General features: G+C 70.6%; 18 protein-coding genes and 1 tRNA gene. 12 read left to right on the forward strand and 7 right to left on the reverse strand.

Features of this window, described 5'->3' with window-relative positions; all coding sequences use genetic code 11:
* Positions 1 to 130 precede the first annotated feature (130 nt).
* The 7 genes from ACIPV1_RS07850 (at position 131) to ACIPV1_RS07880 (ending at position 8,577) form a co-directional block, all read left to right on the forward strand.
* The gene (locus tag ACIPV1_RS07850) at positions 131 to 769 is read left to right on the forward strand and encodes a TetR/AcrR family transcriptional regulator (RefSeq protein WP_165901448.1); all 639 of its coding nucleotides are present in this window, start codon (positions 131 to 133) and stop codon (positions 767 to 769) included.
* 75 nt (positions 770 to 844) lie between these two features.
* The gene (locus ACIPV1_RS07855; RefSeq protein WP_402726099.1) at positions 845 to 3,538 is read left to right on the forward strand and encodes an MMPL family transporter; all 2,694 of its coding nucleotides are present in this window, start codon (positions 845 to 847) and stop codon (positions 3,536 to 3,538) included.
* A gap of 301 nt (positions 3,539 to 3,839) precedes the next feature.
* Complete coding sequence (locus ACIPV1_RS07860) at positions 3,840 to 4,280, forward strand: MarR family winged helix-turn-helix transcriptional regulator (RefSeq protein ID WP_111086213.1); 441 nt, start codon at positions 3,840 to 3,842, stop codon at positions 4,278 to 4,280.
* A gap of 52 nt (positions 4,281 to 4,332) precedes the next feature.
* Positions 4,333 to 4,545, forward strand: coding sequence for a hypothetical protein (locus tag ACIPV1_RS07865; protein ID WP_173169183.1), 213 nt, complete (start codon positions 4,333 to 4,335; stop codon positions 4,543 to 4,545).
* 41 nt (positions 4,546 to 4,586) lie between these two features.
* The gene (locus ACIPV1_RS07870) at positions 4,587 to 5,678 is read left to right on the forward strand and encodes an alkene reductase (RefSeq protein ID WP_132099918.1); all 1,092 of its coding nucleotides are present in this window, start codon (positions 4,587 to 4,589) and stop codon (positions 5,676 to 5,678) included.
* Between the two features lie 241 nt (positions 5,679 to 5,919).
* A complete protein-coding gene (locus ACIPV1_RS07875; RefSeq protein WP_402726100.1) occupies positions 5,920 to 8,046 on the forward strand; it encodes an acyltransferase family protein in 2,127 nt (708 codons plus the stop codon).
* 207 nt (positions 8,047 to 8,253) lie between these two features.
* Positions 8,254 to 8,577 (forward strand): DUF4190 domain-containing protein, encoded by a 324-nt coding sequence (locus tag ACIPV1_RS07880; protein WP_402726101.1) that lies wholly within the window; start codon positions 8,254 to 8,256, stop codon positions 8,575 to 8,577.
* A gap of 47 nt (positions 8,578 to 8,624) precedes the next feature.
* On the opposite strand, the gene ACIPV1_RS07885 is transcribed toward ACIPV1_RS07880, so the two are convergent.
* Positions 8,625 to 8,999 carry an HIT family protein gene (locus ACIPV1_RS07885; RefSeq protein ID WP_123938347.1) on the reverse strand — a complete coding sequence of 125 codons (375 nt, stop codon included), beginning with the start codon at positions 8,997 to 8,999 and terminating at the stop codon, positions 8,625 to 8,627.
* A gap of 36 nt (positions 9,000 to 9,035) precedes the next feature.
* Between ACIPV1_RS07885 and ACIPV1_RS07890 the strand changes: the two genes are divergently transcribed.
* Positions 9,036 to 9,197 carry a hypothetical protein gene (locus ACIPV1_RS07890; RefSeq protein ID WP_165901078.1) on the forward strand — a complete coding sequence of 54 codons (162 nt, stop codon included), beginning with the start codon at positions 9,036 to 9,038 and terminating at the stop codon, positions 9,195 to 9,197.
* A 97-nt stretch (positions 9,198 to 9,294) separates the two neighbouring features.
* Here the strand turns inward: ACIPV1_RS07890 and ACIPV1_RS07895 are convergent.
* The 3 genes from ACIPV1_RS07895 to ACIPV1_RS07905 form a co-directional block, all read right to left on the reverse strand.
* Positions 9,295 to 9,367: transfer RNA gene (locus ACIPV1_RS07895), tRNA-Arg, on the reverse strand.
* Positions 9,368 to 9,477: 110 nt separating this feature from the next.
* On the reverse strand, positions 9,478 to 10,263 hold the full coding sequence (locus ACIPV1_RS07900; RefSeq protein ID WP_123938348.1) for a dienelactone hydrolase family protein: 786 nt from the start codon (positions 10,261 to 10,263) through the stop codon (positions 9,478 to 9,480).
* A 28-nt stretch (positions 10,264 to 10,291) separates the two neighbouring features.
* Positions 10,292 to 11,713: a glucose-6-phosphate dehydrogenase gene (locus tag ACIPV1_RS07905; protein WP_123291881.1), complete on the reverse strand. Its 1,422-nt coding sequence runs from the start codon at positions 11,711 to 11,713 to the stop codon at positions 10,292 to 10,294.
* A gap of 76 nt (positions 11,714 to 11,789) precedes the next feature.
* On the opposite strand from ACIPV1_RS07905, the gene ACIPV1_RS07910 reads away from it, so the two are divergent.
* The 3 genes from ACIPV1_RS07910 (at position 11,790) to ACIPV1_RS07920 (ending at position 16,339) form a co-directional block, all read left to right on the forward strand.
* Complete coding sequence (locus tag ACIPV1_RS07910) at positions 11,790 to 12,947, forward strand: Gfo/Idh/MocA family protein (RefSeq protein ID WP_165901077.1); 1,158 nt, start codon at positions 11,790 to 11,792, stop codon at positions 12,945 to 12,947.
* A complete protein-coding gene (locus tag ACIPV1_RS07915; RefSeq protein WP_123938349.1) occupies positions 12,944 to 13,867 on the forward strand; it encodes a sugar phosphate isomerase/epimerase in 924 nt (307 codons plus the stop codon). Before ACIPV1_RS07910 ends, ACIPV1_RS07915 begins: the two co-directional genes overlap by 4 nt.
* Positions 13,868 to 13,978: 111 nt before the next feature.
* The gene (locus ACIPV1_RS07920; protein ID WP_402726102.1) at positions 13,979 to 16,339 is read left to right on the forward strand and encodes a bifunctional metallophosphatase/5'-nucleotidase; all 2,361 of its coding nucleotides are present in this window, start codon (positions 13,979 to 13,981) and stop codon (positions 16,337 to 16,339) included.
* 329 nt (positions 16,340 to 16,668) lie between these two features.
* Here ACIPV1_RS07920 and efeB read toward each other — a convergent pair whose 3' ends face one another.
* From efeB to efeU, 3 genes are read right to left on the reverse strand one after another with little or no spacing between them, the layout of a single operon-like run.
* Positions 16,669 to 17,970 carry an iron uptake transporter deferrochelatase/peroxidase subunit gene (efeB, locus tag ACIPV1_RS07925; RefSeq protein WP_402726103.1) on the reverse strand — a complete coding sequence of 434 codons (1,302 nt, stop codon included), beginning with the start codon at positions 17,968 to 17,970 and terminating at the stop codon, positions 16,669 to 16,671.
* Positions 17,967 to 19,187, reverse strand: a complete 1,221-nt coding sequence (gene efeO / locus ACIPV1_RS07930) for an iron uptake system protein EfeO (RefSeq protein WP_402726104.1) — start codon at positions 19,185 to 19,187, stop codon at positions 17,967 to 17,969. The genes efeB and efeO overlap by 4 nt, the downstream gene beginning before the upstream one ends.
* On the reverse strand, positions 19,174 to 20,769 hold the full coding sequence (efeU, locus tag ACIPV1_RS07935) for an iron uptake transporter permease EfeU (protein WP_402726105.1): 1,596 nt from the start codon (positions 20,767 to 20,769) through the stop codon (positions 19,174 to 19,176). Before efeU ends, efeO begins: the two co-directional genes overlap by 14 nt.
* Positions 20,770 to 20,838: 69 nt before the next feature.
* Between efeU and ACIPV1_RS07940 the strand changes: the two genes are divergently transcribed.
* Entirely contained in the window at positions 20,839 to 21,624 is a 786-nt protein-coding gene (locus tag ACIPV1_RS07940) for a trimeric intracellular cation channel family protein (protein WP_123291876.1), read from the forward strand.
* The last annotated feature ends 70 nt before the right edge of the window (positions 21,625 to 21,694 follow it).

The raw sequence follows: 21,694 nt of genomic DNA on the forward strand, positions 1-21,694 counted from the left end.
GCGGTCGTGCTGGGTGCAGTCAACCATGCGCACATCTGTTCAGAACCGAGTTTCCACCGTGGGGTACGAACCTGAAGATGTACTCCTCGTCGTTGCACCGAGTGCATCGATGCACCTAGTGTTCTCATTCGTGACCCTCACGACCGACCGCCGCGCCGCCCTCAAGGCGAAGCACCGTGCGGCGATCCTGCAGGCCGCACGCGACCTGGTCGACGAACGCGGCGGCCGTGAGTTCAGCGTCGACGACCTGGCAGCACGGGCCGACATCGCGCGGCGGACGGTGTTCAACCACTTCGCCTCGCTCGACGAGGTCCTGCTGGCCGTGTGCGAGCAGGAGCTGTCCGTGATCATCGACCGGTTCCTCGCCGACATGGCACGCACCCCGGTCGGCGACGGCAGCCGCGCCTCGATGTTCGACGAGCTCGAGTCCGCCGCACGCGGGGCCGACCTGGCAGCCGCGATCTCGAGCATGTACCGGATCCTCGGCGACCCGGGCAAGGACGACCCGAAGGCCGCGGTCCTCACCCAGACGGCGTTCTCGCGGGTCACCGAACGACTCCGCGACGAGGTCGCACGCCGCTACCCGGCGGCGGACCCCCTCGACGCCGCCCTGCTCGTCGAGTCGCTCATGAGCGGCATCGTCGTGATCGCGGAACACTGGCTGGCCACCTCCGGCCCCGCGATCGACGAGCAGTCCGTCGCCGACTGGGACGCCCTGCTGGCACGACTCGTGCACAGCGTCCGCAGCGGCTACATGCCCACCGACTGACACTTCCCTCCCCAGGGGTCCACCGGCGCACCCCGCTCCACACAGCACCTGCAACGAAAGGAACGGGGCAACCGCATGGCCGGTCTCCTCTACCGTCTCGGACGGTTCTCCGCACGACGCCACTGGCTCGTGATCATCACCTGGGTGGTGATCATGGCCGTCGCCGGCGTCACCTACAGCCTGTTCTCGGGCACGATCTCATCGGCGATCTCGATCCCGAACACCAAGACCAGTCAGGTGCAGGACGAGCTCGCCGACAAGTTCCCGTCGGCGAACGGCGGCAACGGCACGATCGTCTTCGAGACGACGAACGGCAAGGCGTTCACCGACGCGCAGAAGTCGGAGGTCGCGGACTTCCTGACCAAGGTCGAGAAGCTCGACGGCGTCAAGGGCGCGACGAGCGGCTTCGACACCCAGGACCAGCTCGACGAGCAGCGCCAGAAGATCGTCGACGGCCGCAAGGAGATCACCGACGGCCGCGCGAAGCTCGAGACCGGCCAGGACCAGCTCGACGCCCAGAAGGCGCAGCTGACCTCCGGCAAGCAGCAGATCGAGGACGCCCAGGCGCAGCTCGACGCCCAGAAGGCCCAGGCCGAGGCCGCCGGCGCAGCACTCCCCGCAGCGCAGGCGCAGGCCGCAGCGGCGCAGCTCCAGCAGGCGCAGGCCCAGATCGACGCCCAGCAGGCGCAGATCGACGCCGGTGAGCAGCAGATCGCCGACGCGCAGAAGACGATCGACGCCAACACGAAGAAGCTCGACGACAGCGCCGACGAGCTGGAGCAGGGCTCCAAGCTCCTCGACCTGTCGAAGGACGTCCGCTTCGTGTCGTCGAACGGCAGCGCCGCCATCGGCACGGTCCAGTTCACGAAGTCGACCTACGAGGTCCCCGCCGACACGAAGACCGCCATCGCGGACGACGCCGACTCGGCCGACATCAGCGGCGTGAACGTCTACGTGTCGAACGACATCGCGCAGGGCGTGCCGTCGATCCTCGGACCGGGCGAGATCGTCGGCGTCATCATCGCCGCGCTCGTGCTCTTCCTGATGCTCCGCACCGTCATCGGTGCGGCGATCCCGCTCGTCAGCGCCGTGCTCGGTGTCGGCGTGGCGTCACTTGCCTCGCTGTCGTTCTCCGGCCTGGTCGAGTTCATCTCGGTCACGCCGGTGCTGGGGGTGATGTTGGGCCTGGCGGTCGGCATCGACTACTCGCTCTTCATCCTGAACCGACACCGCACCCAGCTGAAGCAGGGCATGCAGGTGCACGAGTCCATCGGCCTCGCGAACGGTACCTCGGGCAACGCCGTGGTGTTCGCCGGTGCGACCGTCATCGTCGCGCTGCTCGCGCTGAACATCACCGGCATCCCGTTCCTCGGGCTCATGGGCACGGTCGGTGCGGTCGCGGTGTTCTTCGCGATCCTCATCGCCACCTCGTTCACCCCGGCGCTGCTGTCCCTGATCGGGATGCGGATCCTGCGGAAGAAGGAGCGCGCGAAGATCGGCAACACCGGCTCGACCCGGGTGCCGAACAAGCCGATGAAGACCTGGCGCGCGATCGTCACGCTCGTCGCCGGTGTCGCCGTGCTCGGTGTCATCGCGCTCCCCGCGACGCAGATGCGCCTCGGCCTTCCGACCGGTGCGTCCGAGTCCGTCGACTCGAGCCAGTACAAGGCGTACAAGGCCCTCGACGAGGAGTTCGGTGCCGGCCAGAACGGCCCGCTGCTCGTCGTCGCGACCCTGCCGGAGTCGATCAGCAAGTCCGACGTCACCGCGACCGAGGTCACCATCGGCGAGGCCCTGGCGAAGAACGACGACGTCAAGGCCGTCCTGCCGATCGGTACCTCGTCGGACCGCGACATCATCGCGTTCCAGGTGAAGCCCGGCGGCGGCCCCGACAGCATCTCCACCGAGAACCTGGTCAAGGACCTGCGCGAGCAGACCGTCACGACCGACGACGGGACGGTCACGCTCGGTGTCGCGGGCAACGCGTCCGCCAACATCGACGTGTCCGAGAAGCTGTCGAACGTCCTGCCGCTCTACCTCGTGGTGGTCGTCGGCCTGTCGCTCATCATCCTGATCATCGTGTTCCGGTCCTTCCTGGTCCCGATCACGGCGACGGCGGGCTTCATCCTGTCCGTGATGGCGTCGTTCGGTGGCCTGACCGCGATCTACCAGTGGGGCTGGCTCGGCTCCGTGTTCGGCGTGCACGACCCGGCGCCGATCCTGAGCTTCCTGCCCATCATCGAGATCGGCATCCTGTTCGGCCTGGCGATGGACTACCAGCTGTTCCTGGTGTCCGGCATGCGTGAGGCTTACGCCCACGGCGCCTCGGCGAAGGTCGCGGTCCAGCGCGGGCTGCACGCCGGTCGCGCGGTGGTCACGGCAGCGGCGATCATCATGATCTCGGTGTTCGCGGGCTTCATCTTCTCGGACTCCTCCACCATCAAGCCGATCGGCTTCGGGCTGGCGTTCGGTGTGCTCATCGACGCGTTCGTCGTCCGCATGCTGCTGATCCCGGCTGCGATGCACCTGCTCGGCCAGAGCGCGTGGTGGTTCCCGAAGTGGCTCGACCGGATCGTGCCGGACGTCGACGTCGAGGGCGCGAAGCTCGAGCGGTCGCACCCGGTCGCCGGTCAGCCCGGCCAGCCCGGTCAGCCCGGTCAGCCCGGTCAGCCCGGTCACGAGGACACCCACACGGGGTCGCACGCCCTCCCCGTGGCGCCGGACGCCAACGCGCACGAGTCGGGGCACCCGCCCGCGCACCGCGCGTAGTCGACGCACCCAGCCTGGAGGCCCGGGGCCGGTCCACGAGACCGGCACCGGGCCTCCCGTGCGTGCGCCCACTCCGCGCCCGGCGGCCGGACGCATGCGTCCGCACCTTCCGACGATCCACCCGTTGATCGACGCGTGGAACGTCGGAACATGCGCACGCATCTGATGCGGCCGCAACGTGCGACAGAACACGCGTTGATCGACTGGTGTTCTGTCGGATCCTGCTCACGCATGGAAGCGCCCGCGCGGCATCGTGAGCAGACCCCGGGAACACTTCGTGGGCGAACGGTATCGTGGGCGCATGACCTCCGCACCCGACCCACTCGCGCTCGATCGGCAGCTCTGCTTCGCCCTCGCGGCCACGAGCCGGAGCGTCATCGGGCTGTACCGCGACCTGCTCGAGCCGATGGGCCTGACGCATCCGCAGTACCTCGTGATGCTCGCACTCTGGGAGCAGGACCCCCGGTCGGTGCGCGAGATCGCCGGCGAACTGCGGCTCGACTCGGCCACCCTCAGCCCCCTACTGAAGCGACTCGAGGCCTCCGGCTACGTCCGCCGGACCCGCAGCGCCGCCGATGAACGGCAGCTCGAGGTCTCGCTCACCACGGCCGGTCGGGCACTGCGCGACCGCGCGCGAGCGGTCCCCCTGGCGGTCGCGGACCGGCTCGGGTGGCCACTGGAACGCCTCGAAGCGCTCAAGGACGACCTGACGGAACTGCTGGAGCGGGTCGACCAGGTGTGATCCCGGGGCCGATGGTGCCATAATGGTTCGTGCACGAACGAAAGGATGCACCGTGGGGCGCTTCGGCAAGTGGTACGAACGGTGGAACACGACGCTCATCAACAAGATGGGACCGTCGCAGATCGGCGCCGGACACCCCGAGGGGGTCGACGACCGGTCAGTGGACCGCGGCTGCCCGATCTGCGGCAAGCCCCTCTCGCTGCACCAGGTGATCCGCCCCGAGGGCCAGGTCCGTTCGTCGACCCTGGTCTGCCCGCGCGACTGACGGCGGGAATTGCACCGAGCAACACGACGTTCCACTCCCTCGTGAAGCTCTTCGAACCCACCTCCTTCGGCGCCCTGCGCCTGTCGAACCGCGTCGTCATGGCCCCGCTCACGCGCACCCGCGCCGGTGAGCACGGCATCCCGAACGACCTGCTCGTCGAGCACTACCGTCAGCGTGCGGGCCTCGGCATGATCATCACCGAGGGCACCTGGCCCGTGCAGGAAGGCCGCTCCTACCCCGGGCAGCCCGGCATCGAGACCGACGAGCAGATCGCCGGCTGGCGCCGCGTCGCCGACGCCGTGCACGCCGAGGGCGGCACCATCGTGATGCAGCTCATGCACGGTGGCCGTGTCTCGCACCCCGACATCTCGCAGACACCGCGCATCGTCGCCCCGAGCGCCATCGCCGCTCCCGGACAGACCCACACCGCGACCGGCAAGGCCGACATGCCCGTCCCCCACGAGCTGACCACCGCCGAGGTGCAGGACGCCGTGCAGGGCTTCGCGCAGGCTGCCCGAAACGCCATCGCCGCCGGACTCGACGGCGTCGAGGTCCACGGCGCCAACGGCTACCTGGTGCACGAGTTCATGTCCCCGGTGTCCAACACCCGCACCGACCAGTACGGCGGCTCCCCCGAGAACCGCGCCCGCTTCGCGATCGAGGTCACGACCGCCGTCGCCGAGGCCGTCGGCGCGGACCGCACCGGCATCCGCCTGTCGCCCGAGCACGGCATCCAGGGCGTCATCGAGGACGACGCGGCCGACGTCCGCGCGACCTACACCGCGATCGCCGAGGGCCTCGCGCCGCTCGGACTCGCCTTCATCGACGTCCTGCACGCCGAGCCGACCGGCGACCTGGTGCAGCACGTCCGCCGCACCGCGGGCGCACCCTTCATCGTCAACTCGGGCTTCAGCGCGATGACGACGCGTGAGGAAGCGATCACCGTCGTCCACGACCAGGACATCGCCGACGCGATCGCCGTCGGCCGTCCGGCGATCGCGAACCCGGACCTCGCCCACCGCTGGGAGCAGGACGCGGAGCTCAACGAGCCCCGCCCCGAGCTCTTCTACGGCGCGACCGCCGAGGGCTACACCGACTACCCGTCGCTGGCCGAGGTGCGCGCGACCGTCTAGGGCTGCGCGCGGATCCACGACACGCAGCGCGCTGTGCGTCGAGGTTCCACGACACCCCGCGTGCGTTCCGTCGAGGTTCCGATCAGGACGGTGCGTGCCCGCGAGGTTCCGAGGTCTCGGAACCCCACGGGGTGGGGGCGAGCGAACGACGGACGGGAGGCCCGTGGCGAGACCGCCACGGGCCTCCCGTCTTCTCGCGTGCCGTCCCAGGGCGTGACGCGCTTCTCGTAGGATCGTCGCAGTGAACACTGCAACGCCGGGCGAGCGGGGCCCCGCGCACCGCGCGCGCGACACGACGCGGTGGGACATCCAGGGTCTCCGCGCGTTCGCGGTGCTGGCCGTCGTCGTGTACCACCTGTGGCCGCACGCCCTGCGGGGCGGGTTCGTCGGGGTCGACGTCTTCTTCGTGATCTCCGGGTTCCTCATCACCGGACTCCTGCTGCGCGAACAGGTCGCCACCGGCACGATCCACCTCGGCCGGTTCTGGTCACGCCGGGCCAAACGCCTGCTGCCGGCCGCGTTCCTCATCATCCTCACCACCGGCGCAGCGGTGCTCGTCGCCGTGCCGAGCGCCCTGTGGGGGCAGTACGGCCGCGAGCTCATCGCGTCGACGGTCTACCTGCAGAACTGGGAGCTGGCGGCGAACTCGGTCGACTACCTGGCCTCGGCGGACGACCCCTCACCGTTCCAGCACTTCTGGTCGCTGTCGGTCGAGGAGCAGTTCTACATCGTCCTGCCGCTGCTGCTGATCGGGTTGGCCGTCGCCGTGCGCGGGCGCCTCTCGACGCTGACCACCGCACGCCTGCTGCTCGGCGCGGTCGTCGTGCTGTCCCTGGTGTGGAGCATCGTGCAGACCAGCACGAACCCCGGCGTCGCGTACTTCTCCACCGGCACCCGCGCGTGGGAGTTCGCACTGGGCGGCCTCGCCGCGACCGTGCACCTGCCCGAGGTCCGCACCGAGGTCGCCCGGCGGGTGCGCATGATCCTGACGAGCATCGGCGCCGTGGCCCTCGTCCTGTCCCTGTTCGTCATCGGGGCGGAGACGCCGTTCCCCGGGATCGCCGCGCTGCTCCCCGTCGCCGGTGCGACCCTCGTGGTGCTGTTCGGCGGACGCACCGTGTTCGAGTCGATCGGCGCGCTCGGACCGGTCGCGTTCACCGGACGGATCTCGTACGCGCTGTACCTCTGGCACTGGCCGCTCGTCGTGATCCTGCCGATCATGCTCGGAGGCCCGCTGGACTGGGCGACCAGCACCTCGGTGCTCCTGGTGTCGGTCGGACTGGCAGCCGTCACGACCATCTGGTTCGAGGAACCCGTCCGCTTCTCGACCTGGCTGCGCGACCTGCGGCCCCGCGGGGTCGTCGCGCTCGGCGTCATCTGCACCTTCACGGTCGTCACGCTCGGCGCCTCGACCCTGACCGCCGTCTACGTGCAGGAGGTCCACGCCGAAGGCGCCACCGAGCAGCTCACGAAGCGGCTCGCGACCGAACGGGCACAGAACGACGAGTCCTGCATCGGAGCAGCCGCACGGATCAGCTCCGCCGCCCCCTGCGTCGACCCGGCCCTCGCCGACACCCGGATCCCGGCCCCCGCCGCAGCCGAGGACGACGACGCGAACCGCCCCGAGTGCTGGAACGGCACCTTCCGCACCTGCGTGCTCGGCAAGGCGACCGGCTGGTCGAAGCACCTGATCGTCATCGGCGACTCGCACAGCAACGCCCTGCTCGGCGCCTACGAGAAGATCGCCGACGACAACGGGTGGCGCATCGACATGGCCGGCATCGGCGGCTGCTACCTCACCACGGCGCAGCAGAACTCCGTGAACGCCGGCGCGCTGCGCGGCTGCAACGCGTGGAAGCACGCGGCCATCGACTACGTCCGCGCCCACCGCGACGCCGACGCCCTGGTCGTCACCCACTCCGCCACGCAGATGCCCGTCAGCCTGCCGGCCGGAGCCTCACGCGACATCGCGACCCGTAACGGCCTCGTCGACGCCTGGGAGCAGGCCGCCGGAGACGAACTCCCCGTCATCGCGATCCGCGACAACCCGGTCCCCCGGCCCGACGTCATCGCCTGTGTGAGCAAGATGTCCGGGCCGACGAACGCGTCGTGCGACCGCCCCCGCTCCGAGGCGCTCGCCCAGACCGACTCCTCGATCGAGGCCGTGCGGGCGTTCAAGGCCGCCGGAGGACGAGCCGGGGTGATCGACCTGACCGACTACTACTGCACCGAGAGGACCTGCCCCGCGGTGATCGGCGGCGTGCTGGTCTACCGGGACACCACGCACATCACGGCGACGTGGGCGACGTCGTTGGAGCCGTACCTCGAGCGCGGGTTGCAGAAGCAGCTCACGGCGCTCGGGCGCTGAGCGCGTGCGCCTCGTGAGCGCGTGCGCTTCGTGAGCACAAATGGTCGAGTCTCGTCGACGAACCCGACCATTTCTGCTCACGAAGTCGCCCGACCGGGCAGCTGGACCCCGAATGCGGGCCTCCGCTCCGGGCGCCGTCGCTCTACTCTTGAGCGGACCTCGCACGCCCGCAGCTCGCCACGTGCGCCGACTGAACGGAAGACACCCGTGACCGACCACGCCCCCGAGCGTTCCGCGCCGGCCGCCTCCGCACCGGCAGCCTCCGCCCCGAGCACGGACGGGACGCCCGGACTCGCGCCGCTGAGCCTGCTCGCCGTCGTGGCGATCGCGCTCGCCTTCGTCGCCCCGATCGGCGGCGTCGTCGTCGGGTTCATCGCGCGGCACGAGGTGCGACGGACCGGCGAGCGTGGAGACGGACTGGCGTTCGCGGCCATCCTGATCGGCGCGACGCTCACCCTGTTCGGCGTGCTCGTCCCGGGAGCCCTCGCGCTGTCCGGCGTCATCGACTCGACGATCCACCTCTGGGGCTGACTCGTCGCCCCGTCGTTCCACTGGCCACTGGCCACTGGCCACCGCGCTCAGGAGTGGCCGCGCCCGACGACGGCGTGCCGCACCCCGCCAGCCGGCGCCGGGACATCGCCGTCGAAGCGCGGGATGACGTGCAGGTGGGCGTGGAAGACGGTCTGGCCAGCGGCCGATCCGTCGTTGAACCCGACGTTGTAGCCGTCGGGGTGGTGCTGCTCGTCGAGCCGGGCCTTCAGCAGCGCCACCATGCGGGTCATCGCGGCGAGCTCTCCCTCGGTCGCATCGAACCAGCTGGTGATCCGCCGCTTCGGGATGACGAGCGTGTGACCAGGTGACACCGGGTGTGCATCGAGGATCGCGAAGACGAACTCGTCGTCCGCGACCCACTGCGCTCGTGGTACCTGTTCGAACACGGACGTCGTCGTCATGTTCCCCATCCAACCTCGCCGTGCTTCACTCGGACCATGACCGCGACGACCGTCCTCGCCTCCTGTGCCGTCGCGAACGTCGACTGCCACGACGACACCGCGTCGATCAACCTGCTTCCCCTGCTCGTCGTCGTCGGGCTCGTCGTCGTGGCGCTGGTCGTACTGGGGATCGCGCTGCTCGGGCGTCAGCGCCGGTGAAAGACGACTCGCGCACGAACCACCAACGACGAAGGGCCCCGGCGGAATCCGCCGGGGCCCTTCATCTGTTCGGTGTCATGCCGTTCAACCGGCACTGTGCGCTCGAAGGGACTCGAACCCCCAACCTTCTGATCCGTAGTCAGATGCTCTATCCATTGAGCTACGAGCGCGTGGCCTTGCGGCCGTGGAAGACTCTACAACAGCTCCGGCCCGGGCGCCAATCGAGGCCGCCCGACCGCTCCACCCGGCGTGTCGCGAGGCGACAGCCGAGCCACCGACGTCACAGCGCCGCGGCCTCCTCGCCGAAGACCTCGGCCAGGAACACCCGCAGCGCCTGCCACGATCGGCGGTCGGCGCGCTCCTGGTACTGGGCGCCGTGGTCGGGCGCGTCGGTCCCCGGCACGGCGAACGCGTGCATGGCCCCGGCGTACGTGACGACCTGCCAGTCGACGCCGGGCTCGGTGCGCATCTCGTCCTGCCAGGCGTGCACGGCGTCGTCGGGCACGACGGGGTCCGCTCCCCCGGTCAGCACGAGCAGCTTCGCCTGGATCGCCGAGGCGTCGGCGGGGTCGTGCGTGATGAGCCCGCCGTGGAACGACACCGCACCGACGAGGTCCGCGCCGGTGCGTGCGAGCTCGATCGCGGTGGAGCCGCCGAAGCAGTAGCCGATGACGACGATGCGGGCCGGATCGACGTCGGGGTCCTGTCGCAGCCGGTCGAGGCCGGCGGTTGCACGTGCCCGGAGCAACGGCAGGTCCTGGTAGTACGACCCGGCGACCTGGCCGGCGGTGTCGTCACCGGGCCGCACGCCGGCACCGTAGATGTCCGCACCGAAGGCGACGTAGCCCAGGCGGGCGAGCATCGTCACGCGCGCTTCGACGTGCTCGTTCACGCCGTGCCAGTCGTGCACGACCAGGACGGCCGGGCGAGGACCGGCGACGGCCGCGTCCTTCGCGAGCACGCCGAGCAGGTCGGTGCCCTCGTGGTCGTAGTGGACGGGCTCGACACGGATGTCGGCGCCGGCGGGTTCGGGAACGGTCTGCAGGACGTCGTCGATGGTGGTCACGTCGTCCGACGCTACGCCGCCGTCCGGCTCAGGCGTCGATGTTGTCCCAGTCCTCAGGACCGCTCGACCCGGCCGGGTACTCGTCGAGCGGCGTCGTGCCGGCCTTCCACGCCTCGAGGAACGGTCCGACGACCTTCCAGCCCTGCACGGCACTGTCACCGCGGACCGACAGCGTCGCATCGCCCTCGAGCACACCGGCCAGGACCTCGCCGTAGGCGCTGAGTCGTCCGGGGTTGAACGTCGTCTCGAGACTCGTGCGGTCGATCGTGTACGGGTCGCCGGGCCCGTTGACGTTCAGCTCGAGCTGCATCTCGTCCGGGGCGATCCAGATCCGGAGCCGGTCCGGGTGGGCGGCACCGGACAGGCCGACGGGCACCTGCGGGGAGTCCTTGAACGTGATGACGATCTCGCGGCGCTGCTTCGCGAGCGCCTTGCCGGAACGCAGCGTGAAGGGGACGCCGGCCCATCGCCAGTTCGCGATCTCGAGGGTCAGCTGGGCCAGGGTCTCGGTGCCGAGCGACGGGTCGACCCCGTCCTCGTCGGCGTACGACGGCAGCTTGCGGTCGCCGACCGTGCCCGCGGTGTACCGGGCGCGCTTGCCGGCGGCGACGACGTCGCCGCCCCACGGCCGCACGGCGCGCAGCACGAGTTCCTTCTGGGTCCGCAGGTCGTCGGCGTCGATCGACGCCGGCGCCTCCATGGCCACGACGGCCATGACCTGGAGCAGGTGGCTCTGGATCATGTCGGTGAGGGCGCCGGCCTTGTCGTAGTAGCGGGCGCGACCCTCGAGCCCGAGGGTCTCGTCGTACACGATGTCGACGCGTTCGACGTGCTGCGAGGACAGCAGGGGCTCGATGATGCGGTTCGCGAAGCGCAGCCCGATCAGGTTGAGCACCGTCGAACGGCCGAGGAAGTGGTCGACCCGGTGGATGCGCTCCTCGGGGATGAACGAGTGCAGCAGGTCGTTCAGGTGCTCGGCGCTGGCGGCGTCGGTACCGAACGGCTTCTCGAGCGCCAGGCGGGTGCGCTTCGGCAGGTCGAGGTGGGCGAGCTGTTCGCAGCTCTTCTCGGTCACGGCCGGGGGCAGCGCGAAGTAGATCGCGGGGTCGTGGTCGCAGGCTCCGAGCAGCGCGCGCAGGTCGTCGGCGCTCGTGACGTCGGCCTTGCGGTACGAGGACGCGTCGATCACGGCCTGCAGCCGCTCCGACAGCGACGACTCGCCCTCCGCGCCTTCGTCGCCCTCGTTCTTCGACGCCTGCGCGTTCTCGAAGGACTCGCGCACCTGCGCCTTCCAGTCGGCGTCGGAGAGGTCCTCGACACCCGCCCCGATGAGCTGGACGTCCCAGTCGTCCTTGACCTCGAGCAGGGTCGCGAGACCCGGCAGGAGCAGGCGCTTGGACAGGTCGCCGCTGGCTCCGAGGATGAGCAGGCTGGTCTGGAGGCTCGACATGCCTCCGACCGTACTCATCGGCCCCGGTGGACGGCCGGGCCGCTACGGTGGTGACAGTTCGGCGCGAGGGAGCACCATGAGCAGTGGGTACGAAGGACGACGCCTCCGCGTCGTCGTGATCGGCACCGGCATGATCGCGGGGGTCCACGCCCGCGCGGCCCGGGCCGCTGGTGCCGAGGTGCTCGGGGTGCTCGGCCGGAACGCATCGCGCTCCGAGCAGGTCGCGGCGCAACTCGACCTGCCTCGTGGGTACGCCTCGCTCGACGACGTCATCGCGGACGCCCCCGACGTCGTGCACATCTGCACGCCGAACGACCAGCACCACCCGCAGGCGATGGCGGTCATCGCCGCGGGCATCCACGTGGTGTGCGAGAAGCCCCTCGCGATCGACCCGGCGCAGGCCGCCGAACTCGTCGCCGCGGCGGCGGACGCCGGTGTCGTCGCCACGGTGCCGTTCGTGTACCGCTACCACCCGATGATCCGTGAGATCCGCGCGCGCATCGCCGACGGCGACCTCGGTCGACTGCTCGCCGTGCACGGCCACTACCTGCAGGACTGGATGCTCGACGAGGACGCCTCGAGCTGGCGGGTCGACCCGACCTCGAGCGGGTTGTCCCGCGCGTTCGCCGACATCGGCTCGCACTGGTGCGACCTGGTCGAGTTCGTCACCGGTGAGCGCTTCACCTCGGTGTCCGCGGCGACCGACATCGTCTACCCGACCCGCCCCGCGGCCTCGGGGCCGTCGTTCTCCGGCTCGCCGGACCCCGACCCGGTCGCCGACGCCGCGGAACGGGCCGAGGTCACCACCGAGGACACCGCGGTCGCGACGTTCCGCACCGGCACCGGGCGCATCGGCAACGTGGTGATCTCGCAGGTGGCGTCCGGTCGGAAGAACCGCCTGTGGTTCGAGGTCGACGGCACCCGGGGCAGCGCCGCCTTCGACCAGGAACAGCCCGAGTCCGCGTGGTTCGGCAACGAGCGTGGTGCGCAGATCGTCGTGCGCGACCCGTCGCAGGGGTACCCGGACCAGCGGCGTCTGGCGGTCGTGCCGTCCGGGCACCCGCAGGGCTACCTCGACGCCTTCGCCGCGTTCGTCGCCGACACCTACACCGCGGTCCGCACCGGTGTGGCCCCCGACGGCCTGCCGACCTTCGCGGACGGCGCACGTTCCGCCGACATCATCGACGCCGTGATCACCAGCGCGGCCGAGACCACGTGGCGGGAGATCCGGTGAAGCTCGGCATGCTGACGGCCTGCCTGCCCGGCTGGCCCCTCGACCGCATCGCGGACTTCGCCGCCGAGCAGGGGTACGAGCGGCTCGAGGTCGGCGTGTGGCCCGGCACCGGTGGCCGCGACTTCGAGGCGGCGCACCTGCCGGTGGCGACGTTCACCGACGAGGACGCCGCTGCGACCCGTGACCTGCTCGACCGCACCGGCCTCGAGATCTCGGCGCTCGCGTACTACGAGAACAACCTGCACCAGGACCTCGACCGGCGCGAGGAGGTCCGCACCCACCTCAAGCACGCGATCGATGCCGCGCAGGTGCTCGGCGTGCCGTACGTCGGCACGTTCATCGGCCGCGACAACAGCAAGTCGGTGCGGGAGAACATGGCCGAAGGGAACCAGGTCCTCCCCGAGCTCGTCGACTACGCCGGCGAGCGCGGCGTGCGGTTGATCATCGAGAACTGCGTGATGGAGGGCTGGCACCCGGACGGCTACCCCGGCAACCTGGCGTACTCCCCCGAGCTCTGGGGTTGGGTCACCGGCCTCGGCTTCGGTCTGAACTGGGACCCGTCGCACCTGACCTGGATCGGCATCGACCCGGTCGAGACGATCCTGCCGTTCGCCGAGCACATCGTGCACGCGCAGGCGAAGGACCTCGAGCTCTTCCCGGCGAAGCGCGACGCGTACGGGTTCTTCGGCAAGGTCGACAAGGGCGGCGACCCGTGGGACATGGGCTGGTGGCGCTTCCGGGTGCCGGGCCGTGGCGTCGTGGACTGGCCGCACGTCGTCGACCGCCTGTACGAAGCGGGGTTCGACGGCACCCTGTCGGTCGAGCACGAGGACCCGCTCTGGGGCGGCACCGACGAGAAGGTCCTCGAGGGGCTGCGCATCGCCCACCGCACGCTCCGCCCCCTCATCGCCGCGGAGTGACGGCACGTCGAGCAGCACGCAGCACGACGGGTGTTGCTCATGTGAACGTCGTGTGACGACTTCGACCCGACACTGGCGGGTCGGCTGTGCGTCCTCATAGGTTCTCCGACGATGAACCTCCACTCCTCTCCGCGCCGCCGACGGCGCATCATCAGCGGCGCGGCCTTCGCCACCGCGGGTGTGCTCGTCGCACTGTCCGTCCCCTCCACCGCCGTCGCCGCCGAGGGCGACACGACGATCGACATCATCGACGTCAACGACTTCCACGGCCGCATCGAGTCCGAGGGCACCGCCGTCGACAAGGCCGCCGGTGCCGCCGAGCTCGCCGGTGTCGTGCAGTCGTACCGCGAGGCCAACCCGAACACGATCTTCGCCAGCGTCGGCGACAACGTCGGTGCCTCGACGTTCACCTCGCTGATCCAGCAGGATGCCCCGACGATCGATGCGCTCAATGCCATGGACCTCGACGTCAGCGCGATCGGCAACCACGAGCTCGACAAGGGCCAGGACGACCTGACCGGGCGCATCGAGGACCGGGCCGACTGGCCCTACGTCTCGGCGAACATCGTCAAGCAGGGCACGACCGACCCCGCGTTCGAGCCGTACTCCATCGTGGAGAAGGGCGGCGTGAAGGTGGGCTTCATCGGCGCGACCACCGAGGACCTCATCCCGGGGCTCGTCAGCCCCGGCGGTGTCGAGGGCCTCGCGATGGCCCCGATCGTCAGCCAGGTCAACAAGTACGCCGACCAGCTCACCGACGGTGTCGACGGCAACGGCGAGGCCGACGTGCTCGTCCTGCTGGTGCACGAGGGTGCTCCCACGAACGCCCTCGCCGACGCGACCGGGTCCGGCGTGTTCGGCACGATCACCTCGGGCGTCTCGTCGAAGGTGTCCGCGATCGTCTCCGCACACACCCACGCGACCTACAACCACCAGATCGCGGGTCCCGACGGTACGACCCGCCCGGTGATCCAGACCGGTTCCTACGGCGTGAACTACGGACACCTGCAGCTCACCGTCGACGCCGACAAGCAGCTCACCGGCATCACGTCCGAGGTCAAGTCGGTCAACGGTGAGAACCGCGTGCCGGCCGACTCCACCTCGGTGGACGCGGTGGCCGACATCGTGACGGCTGCGAAGGCCGTCGCCGACGTCGAGGGCAGCAAGAAGCTCGGTGAGATCACCGGCGACCTGCGTCGTGCGGTGCAGTCGGACCGCACGACCGAGAACCGCGGCGGCGAGTCCGTCCTGGGCAACTACATCGCCGAGGTGCAGCGCTCCGCGACCGAGCGCAACGGCTCGCAGATCGCCTTCATGAACCCCGGCGGGCTGCGCACGGACATGGTCTACGCGTCGAGCGGTGCCGGCGACCCGGACGGCACGGTGACCTACAAGGAGGCCGCGCTCGTCCAGCCGTTCGCGAACACCCTCGTCACCGAGGACATGACCGGCCAGCAGATCAAGGACGCCCTCGAGCAGCAGTGGCAGCCGGACGGCCTGCCGCGTCCGTTCCTCAAGCTCGGCGTCTCGGACGGCTTCGCGTACACCTACGACCCCGCGAAGGGCCGTGGCGAGCGCATCACCGGCATGACCTTGAACGGCGAGTCGATCGCCCTCGACGACACCCTCAAGGTGACGGTCAACTCGTTCCTGTCGACCGGTGGCGACAACTTCGCCGCCTTCGCGACCGGCGCGAACATCGCCGACTCGGGCCAGGTCGACCTGCAGGCGCAGGTGGACTACTTCCTGGCCAACCCGACGGTCACCCCGCCGTCCGACCAGCGTGCCGTCGGCACCACGGTCACGCCGACCCCCGAGGGCGGGTTCCAGCCCGGTGACGAGATCAGCATCGACCTGTCGTCGCTCGTGTTCAGCAGCGACGACCCCGCTGCAGCCGGCACCGTGTCGGTGAGCGCCGGTGACGTCGAGCTCGCCACCGCCGAGATCGACCCGACGATCGTCGACACGAACGACGAGCAGGGTCGTGCGACGCTGACCTTCGCCGTGCCGACCGTCGAGTCGTCGGCCGACGCAGCGACGGTCCGGACGGCTGCCCGTGCCGCCGCGACGACGGACGAGCCGCTCGTCGTCACCCTGCCGGGCGGCCAGACGATCACGCTCGCCGTGACCATCCCGCTCGCCGCGGCCGTCGACCCGACGGACCCGACCGAGCCCACGGACCCGACCGACCCCACGGACCCGGCCGACCCGGGCGCGGGCAACGGGGACGCCCCGGGTGCCGGCAACGGCAACGGCAACGGCAACGCTCCGGGAACGGACACGGGCACCGGCACGGACCTGGCGGGCGACCCGTCCGACTCGACGAACGCCGGCGGTGACCTCGCCTACACGGGCGCGGACCTGACGGCGCCGGGGATCGCAGCGGGCCTGCTCCTGCTGGCGGGCATCACCGCACTCGTCGCCGTGCGCCGGAAGCGCGCACGGACCGACGCGAGCGTCCAGACCGACTGACACCGGGCCTCCAGTCCGACACGAACGGGCCGTCTCACCACCGTGAGGCGGCCCGTTCCGTCGCGCCGGGAGGCACGGATCGCGTCCGGCGCGCACCGCGCGCGGATCCGCTGCCGCGCTCCCTGTCCCATAGCAGCGCTCGCACTGCGGATCCGGGGATCGGCGGGGTACTCTCGGGGCTGTCGCATCGCGACGCGTCGCGCCGGGTCGCCTCTCAGGTCGGCGGTGGTTCCGTTCGACGAGACCCCGCGGCGCGGGTGCCCTCCGCCTCCAGGGAAACGGCGGAGGGCGCCCTCTCCCCCAGCGGCGTCAGCGCGCTCCGGACACGGTCAGCGGAACAGCTGCTCGCCGATGTACGACCCCTTGCGCGGTGCCGGTGGGATCGCGAACACCGCGGAGCCGATGTGCGAGACGTACTCGTTCAACCGGTCCGAAGCGCCGAGCTTCCGCTGCAGCCGGGTGAAGTGCTCCGGGTCGTTCATGTACGCCAGGAACAGCAGCCCTGCGTCGAGCTGGCCGTACTCGTTGAGGCCGTCGGTGTAGTTGTACGGACGACGCAGGATCTTCACGCCGCCGTTCGCCTCGTGGGCGGCCAGGGCGATGTGGGACGTCGCGTCGATCTTCGTGGCACCGTCCTTCCCGGTCGCCGCGAAGTCCGGCGTCGTGTGCTCGGTCCCGCCGGACAGCGGTGCGCCCTCGATCTTGGTCCGACCGAACACGCGCTGCTGGTCGCTGACGACGTCGGCGTCCCAGATCTCGATGTTCATCCGGATCTTCCGCACCACCTGGTAGGTGCCGCCGGTCATCCACTCCGCACCGTCGCCCGGGTCGTCGACCCACACGAAGCGGTCGTGGTCCTCGTCCGTCGTGATGTTCCTGGTGCCGTCCTTGAAGCCCATCAGGTTGCGCGGCGTCGTCTGGTGCGGGCCGGCCGACGCGCGACCGAAGCCGAGCACGGTCCACCGCACGGTGGCCGTCCCCCGCGCCATCCGGGCCAGGTCGCGGACCGCGTGGTACGCCACCTGCGGGTCGTCGGCGCAGGCCTGCAACGACAGGTCGCCGCCGGTCAGTCCGGCCTGCAGGTTGTCGCTCGGCAGCCGAGGCACGCCGGCGAGGGCCGCCGGACGCTTGTCGGCCAGACCGAAGCGCTCGTCGAACACGCCGGGGCCGAACCCCACCGTGACCGTCAGGGACGCCGGGCCGAGGTCGAGCGCCTCACCGGTGTCCGCGCCGACGCCGTCACCGTGCGCGGGCTCGACGCTGCCGACGGTCTTCCCCGCCTGCAGCTGCGCGATCGCCGCTGACCAGCGGGCGAGGAGCACCTGCAGCTCGGTCGCGACGCTGGTGGACAGGTCGAAGGTCATGAACACGCAGTACCGCTGGGGTGCGGTCTGCACCCCGCCCTGCGGCTGCCGTGCGGTGGTCGCGTAGAACGGGTGGCTCTGGGACAGGTCGATGGACTCGTCACCGTTGGCGGCCGCCGTGAACGGGTTGACCCCCGTCGCGGCCGTCGCGCCGCCGATGCCGACCGCGGCGCCCGCTCCGGCTCCGGCCGCGGCGAGTCCCGCGCCGAACAGCCCGCGCCGGGAGACCCCGGTACGGGCTGCGCGGTCGTCGTCGGGCTGCGTCACGCGGTGGCGACCTTCTCGGCGAGGCGAGACAGCGGGTCCTGCAGGGCCTGGATCTGCTGCGAGATGCGGTTCGCGTCGGACTTCTTGGTCGCCGCGTCCCACGTGTCGAATCCGCCGAGGTCGTCGGCGTTGCGGTAGCCGTCCATCATCGCGTTCGTCGCGTCGAACTGCTTCGCGATCTGCTTCGTCAGGGTCGGGTCGAGCTTCGTCAGGCCCGGCTTGAGGTACGCGAAGGCCTGACGGGCACCCTCGACGTTGGCGGCGAGGTCGACGAGGTCGATGTGGCTGTACGCCTCTTCCTCACCGGTGACCTTGTTCGACTGGACCTCCTCGAGCAGGCCGGCGGCGCCGTTCGCCAGGTCCTCGGGCTTGTAGTCGAGCGTCGGGACGAGCTTCGCGAGCAGCTGCACGTTCTCGGTCAGGTCGGCCGCGGTCTTCTTGGTCGACGCGGTGATCTCCCCCGCCTGGAACAGGTCCTTCTCGACGGCGTGGAACCCGCTCCAGCCGACGGCCGGGTCGAGATTCGAGGCGCGCATGTCGATCAGGTAGTCGAGGTTGCCGGCGTTGTCGGTCGCCTTGTGGCCCTTCTTGACGAAGCCGTCGACGTCGCTCTCGACGTGCTCGTAGAACGGGCGGGCGTTCGCGTAGTCGGTCTTCGCGGCGTCGAGGTCGCCGGCGTCGATGTCCTTCTGCAGCAGTTCGACCGCGGTGACCATGTCGGTGACCTGGCCGTCGACGTAGTCGGCGTAGCCCTTCGTGCCCTCGTCGAGCAGGGTGGCGGCGCTGCTGTTCGCGGTCGAGGTGACCTTGCCCGTGACCGTGAAGTCGGTGAGCTCGGTGTCGGCTCCGGGGCAGTACACCTGGTACTCCCCACCGGTCAGGGTCGCGGTGAACTGCACGGCGTCGAGGCCGGGTGCGAGGTTCTCCTTCTCGCCCAGGATCCGCTGGTCCTGCAGCAGTTCGACCTCGGTGATGGCGGTCGAGGACTCGTTCTTCACCGAGAACGTGACCGGCCCGGCGGGGACCTTCGTCTCGGAGACCTTGCACTGGTCCGAGCCGTCGTTCGTCAGGGTGATGGTGACACGCGAGACCTTCGCGGCGTCGGTGGAGCTGTCGGAGGCACCGTCGGAGCTCGCGCAGCCGGTCAGTGCGAGGGCGGTGACGACGCCGAGAGCGCCGAGGGTGATCAGGGGTCGAACGGGCTTACCGAACGGCATAGTCGTTGCTCCTTGCAGGGTCCCCGGCGGGTGGGCCGCGTGTCGGGACGGTTTCGGGGGTGGGGTTCACGGGTGCCGTCCGACGACGGCGGTCACGGAGCGCGAGCAGCGCCTGGGCGGCAGCTGCGACGCCGAGGGCGATCGGCAACCAGGCCTTCCAGAGCAGCAGCTCGGCAGCCCGCGTGTCCGCGGCCGCCACCGAGGTGGCTGCCTGCTCGACGCGGGAGTCGGGGACGGACCACACGGAGCGGTCCAGGGTCGTGGTGCGGGCGGACGGGAGGCCCCCACCGCTCAGCGTCAGCACCGTGCGTTCGTCGCGGGTGGCGTCCAGGACCCCACCACGGACCGTCCAGAGGGTCACGGTGTCGCGCACCGCCCAGCGGGCGGTGAACGGGCCGGGGTTCGTCGACGGCGAGACGCCGACGGGGATCCGGCCGAACAGGTCGACGAGGTCGTCGAGCGTCAGCGTCGCCGGGCGGTCCGCGGCGGTGGCCGACGTGCGGATCCGCCACCGGTCGGCGGCCACGCCCGCACGGGTCACGCGGCGGTGGGCCGACGTCGGCAACGTGAGCCGTGCCTCCTGGCCGGTGGTGGTGCCGGCGACGCGGAGGACGCCGGACGCGCCGTGGACGTCCGCCGAGACGGAGGTGGCGTCCCCGCTGACCGCAGCGGTGCGCGGCAGGTCGACCTCGCCCGTCGGCACGGCGATCGCCAGTGCTGCGGCGGCGACCGCGAGCGCACCGGCGACCGTCGCGCGGATCGCGGGGACGCGTGCCGACGACGGACGCCAGGCGCGGGGCCAGAGCGTCAGGGCGAGGACGGGCACGACGTACAGGACCCAGCCGAGCACCTCGATGACCCGGGGATCCGGCGGGATGCCGAGCACGCCCGTGACGAGCGCACCCTGCACCGACCCGTTCGGGGCGAGCCAGGACAGGTCGACGGTCCGCTGCTGCCCGATGACGATCCACCCGGCCTCGTGCGCGCGCCGGAGCACCGTCAGCACGAGCCCGCCTGCGACGAACACCAGGAAGACGCCGGTGCCGGTGAAGAACTTCGACAGGTTCAGCCGGACGCCGCCGGTGTAGATGCCGTAGCCGATGACGACGGCGCCCGCGATGCCGATGACCGCGCCGAGGGCGGCGAGACCGGTGTCCGACGACGCCTGGAAGGTGGCGAGGAGGAAGACCGCGGTCTCGAAGCCCTCCTTGAGCACGGCGAGGAAGGCCATGCCGGCCAGTGCCCACGCGGTGCCGCGGCCGAGCGCCTCGGTCGCGCTCGCCTCGAGTTCCTTGGTCAGGGTGCGCGCGTGGGTGCGCATCCAGACGATCATGCCGGTGACGAAGACCACGGCGACGATGCCGATGATCGCCTCCATGCCCTCCTGCTGCGCCTGCGGCAGGGCCTGCTCGACGACCTGCAGGCCGAACCCGACGCCGATGCTGAGCACGACGGCGACCCCGACGCCGAACCACATGGGGGCGAGGGGGACACGGTTGCGACGCAGGAACGCGGCGATGATGCCGACGATGAGCGTCGCTTCGAGGCCTTCACGGAGGCCGATGACGAGAGTGGCGAGCATGACGTAGGTGAGGCTAACCTAACCGCCGTTCGGCCCGCCAGTCGTTCGGCGTGGGGTTTGATGGTTCTCATGAACCTGCTGTCCGTCGATGGCCTGGCGTCGGTCACGAACGTGCTCGACCTCGCCGGGGTGTTCGCGTCCGCCCTGCTCGGTGGATCGATCGCCCGCGCGATGGACTTCGACCTGTTCGGGTTCCTGGTCGTCGGCTTCGTCTCGGGGCTCGGCGGCGGCATGCTGCGCGACACCCTGCTGCAGAACGGCCCCCCGGTCGCGCTCGTCGACCCGCTCTACGTGCCGGTCGCCTTGGCCGGGGCACTCATCGCCTTCTTCGTGTCGTTCTCCGAGATCACCTGGGACCGGCTGTTCACCGTGCTCGACGCCGCGGTGATCGGGTTCTGGGCGGTGGTCGGGGTGCAGCGCACCTACGACGCCGGCCTGGAGTGGCCCGCCGCGATCATCATGGGCACGATCACGGCGGTCGGCGGCGGCGCGATGCGGGACCTGCTGCTCCGCCGGGTACCCGCGGTGTTCGGCGGGAACGCGCTGTACGCCACCGTGGCCGTCGCGGCGTCGGTGGTCATGGTCGTCGCGTCCGCCCTCGGGTCGCCGTCGATCGGGATCGTGGCCGCGATCGCGCTGTCGCTCGGTCTGCGCTGGGGCGCGGTCCGCCGCGGCTGGGGACTGCCCAACGGTCGTGACTGGCAGCCGAAGTCGACGCTCGGCTCGCTGCTGCGGCGCGGGCGGAGCCTGCGACCCGACGCGCTCCGGCTGCTCCGACGCCCCGGACGGCGGACGGGAGCGGGCAGTGTCCGCGAAGAACACGACACGGCAACGGATTCCTCGTTCGACGACTGAGGGGTGTCATCTGTCGGTGCTCCGGCGTAGCATCCCTACCGTCGGGTATCGACCCGGCTCATGTCGTCCG

It is taken from the genome of Curtobacterium sp. NPDC089991 (assembly GCF_044748425.1).
GTDB lineage: Bacteria > Actinomycetota > Actinomycetes > Actinomycetales > Microbacteriaceae > Curtobacterium.

What these genes read in the sequence shown, in the direction of transcription:
- ACIPV1_RS07855 (WP_402726099.1), top strand. Translation starts at nt 845, where the DNA reads ATGGCCGGTCTCCTCTACCGTCTCGGACGGTTCTCCGCACGACGCCAC.
- ACIPV1_RS07860 (WP_111086213.1), top strand. Translation starts at nt 3,840, where the DNA reads ATGACCTCCGCACCCGACCCACTCGCGCTCGATCGGCAGCTCTGCTTC.
- ACIPV1_RS07885 (WP_123938347.1), bottom strand. Translation starts at nt 8,999, where the DNA reads ATGACGACGACGTCCGTGTTCGAACAGGTACCACGAGCGCAGTGGGTC.
- ACIPV1_RS07890 (WP_165901078.1), top strand. Translation starts at nt 9,036, where the DNA reads ATGACCGCGACGACCGTCCTCGCCTCCTGTGCCGTCGCGAACGTCGAC.
- ACIPV1_RS07905 (WP_123291881.1), bottom strand. Translation starts at nt 11,713, where the DNA reads ATGTCGAGCCTCCAGACCAGCCTGCTCATCCTCGGAGCCAGCGGCGAC.
- ACIPV1_RS07910 (WP_165901077.1), top strand. Translation starts at nt 11,790, where the DNA reads ATGAGCAGTGGGTACGAAGGACGACGCCTCCGCGTCGTCGTGATCGGC.
- ACIPV1_RS07920 (WP_402726102.1), top strand. Translation starts at nt 13,979, where the DNA reads ATGAACCTCCACTCCTCTCCGCGCCGCCGACGGCGCATCATCAGCGGC.
- efeO (WP_402726104.1), bottom strand. Translation starts at nt 19,187, where the DNA reads ATGCCGTTCGGTAAGCCCGTTCGACCCCTGATCACCCTCGGCGCTCTC.
- efeU (WP_402726105.1), bottom strand. Translation starts at nt 20,769, where the DNA reads ATGCTCGCCACTCTCGTCATCGGCCTCCGTGAAGGCCTCGAAGCGACG.
- ACIPV1_RS07940 (WP_123291876.1), top strand. Translation starts at nt 20,839, where the DNA reads ATGAACCTGCTGTCCGTCGATGGCCTGGCGTCGGTCACGAACGTGCTC.